This window comes from Tumebacillus permanentifrigoris (genome assembly GCF_003148565.1).
GTDB lineage: Bacteria > Bacillota > Bacilli > Tumebacillales > Tumebacillaceae > Tumebacillus > Tumebacillus permanentifrigoris.
Genome location: NZ_QGGL01000049.1, coordinates 1 through 2,378, shown reverse-complemented (window position 1 = coordinate 2,378; position 2,378 = coordinate 1). Strand labels below are relative to the sequence as shown.

Sequence of the window (2,378 nt, the reverse complement as noted above, 5' to 3'; positions counted from 1 at the left end):
GAGGTAACCGCGCTCTATGAGGCGGACGTTCTGGGAACCGACCTGTCGCTCGACAACCTCCAGATTCAATATGCCGACTATGCCGCATGGCAACGAGACTGGCTGCAAGGCGATGTGCTGGAGGGGCAACTTTCCTATTGGAGAGCGCAACTGGGCGGCGAGCTGCCGGCTCTGCAACTGCCGACCGATCGTCCGCGCCCACCCGTGCAAACGTACAATGGCGCAACAGAATCGGTCGCGCTCTCGAAGCAGATGCAGGAAGCGTTGCACGAACTCAGTCGTCGTCATGGAGCGACCCTGTTCATGACCTTGCTCGGCGCGTTCCAAACGTTGCTGTACCGCTACTCGGGGCAGGAGGACTTCGCAGTGGGCACGCCGATTGCCGGACGAGTTCATGAAGAGACGGAAGACCTGATCGGCTTCTTCGTCAACACGCTGGTCATGCGCACTGATCTGTCGAATGATCCGACCTTTGTTGACTTGTTGTCTCGCGTGAAGGAAACGGCGCTTGGCGCTTTTGCCAACCAAGATGTGCCGTTTGAAAAATTGGTCGAGGAGCTGCAACCGGAGCGCGACACCAGTCGCACGCCGCTGTTCCAAGCGATGTTCGTCTTGCAAAACACGCCGACGAACGCCGCACAACTGCCAGGCTTGACGGTAGAGCCGTTCGAGGTTGACAACCAATCGGCGAAGTTCGACCTGACGCTCACACTGGAGGAAACGACAGCGGGCTTGAGCGGAACTTTCGAGTACAACACCGACCTGTTCGACGCTGCGACGATTCAACGCATGACCCAGCACTTTGAGAATCTGTTGACGGCGATGACCGCCGATCCGATGCAAAAAGTGGCGGAAGTGCCGTTGCTGTCGTCGACAGAGGAGCAAGTCCTGCTGGTCGATTGGAACCAGACAGATGCGGACTTCCCGCGCACCATGACGATGTACGACCTGTTCGAAGCCCAAGTAGAGCGCACGCCAGAAGCAATCGCGCTCGTGGTTGGCGAACAGCGCCTGACCTATCGCGAATTGAATGCCCGTGCGAATCAAGTGGCGTACTATCTGCGTCGTCTCGGCGTGCAACAGGAATCGTTGGTCGGGGTCTACCTGCAGCGTTCCGTGGAGATGGTCGTGGGGATGCTGGGGATACTCAAGGCTGGCGGTGCTTACGTACCGCTCGATCCGGCCTATCCGCAGGAGCGGATCTTGTACACGATGGAAGATGCGGAAGCGACCGTGCTGTTGACGCAATCAGACCTGCAAGAGCAACTGCCTTCTTCATTGAAAACGGTATGTCTTGACTCCGAATGGGAGCAAATCGCACAGGAAGCGGATGGTAATCTCACAGCCGAATCGCTCAACACCTCGGCCACCCACTTGGCGTATGTCATCTACACCTCCGGCTCCACCGGCCGTCCGAAAGGGGTCGCGATTGAGCATCAAAGCGCCGTGGCAATGATCGCGTGGGCACAAGGCGAGTACAGCCAGCAGGATCTCGAAGGTGTTCTGTTCTCGACTTCCATCTGCTTCGACCTCTCTGTCTACGAGCTGTTCGTCACGCTCAGCAGCGGAGGCAAGCTGATCCTTGCTGAAAATGCGTTGCACCTGCCGCAACTGCCTGCCAAGGACGAAGTGACCCTGATCAACACAGTGCCCTCGGCGATCGCGGAACTGTTGCGCATCGGCGGGCTACCGACAACCGTGCGCACGGTGAACTTGGCGGGCGAGCCTCTGCACCGCGTGCTGGTGGAAAAACTCTACCAACTGCCGCACATCGAAAAGGTCTACAACCTATACGGGCCTTCTGAGGACACGACCTACTCCACCTATACGCTGGTGGAAAAAAGCAATACGACCGCGCCGACGATCGGTCGACCGATTGCCAACACCCAACTCTACGTGCTCGACCGCTTGTTGCAACCCGTACCGCTGGGGGTCGTAGGCGAATTGTTCATCGCGGGTTCTGGTCTGGCACGCGGCTACCTGAATCGCGCAGAGATGACGGATGAGCGCTTCCTCCCGAACCCATTCGGTGCAGGGCGGATGTACCGCACAGGAGACCTCGTTCGCTACCTGCCAGACGGCGAGTTGGAGTACATCGGACGCGCCGACCATCAGGTCAAGGTGCGCGGGTATCGGATCGAACTGGGCGAGATCGAGGAGCGACTCACGCTGTTGCCGACTGTGTCTGCAGCCGTCGTGTTGGTGCGTGAGGACGAGCCTGGTGACAAGCGCCTCGCCGCCTATGTGGTGTCAGAGTCCACGGTCAGCGAACTGCGAAGTGCGCTGAAAGAGACCTTGCCGGAATACATGATCCCATCCAACTTCGTGAAGCTCGACGCCCTGCCGTTGACACCGAATGGCAAAGTGGATCGCAAAGC

General features: G+C 58.6%; 1 protein-coding gene. It reads left to right on the top strand.

Going from position 1 to position 2,378, the window contains the following annotated elements:
• Positions 1-2,378: non-ribosomal peptide synthetase (locus C7459_RS22700; RefSeq protein ID WP_146201073.1), on the top strand; the 2,378-nt coding region annotated here is incomplete at both ends.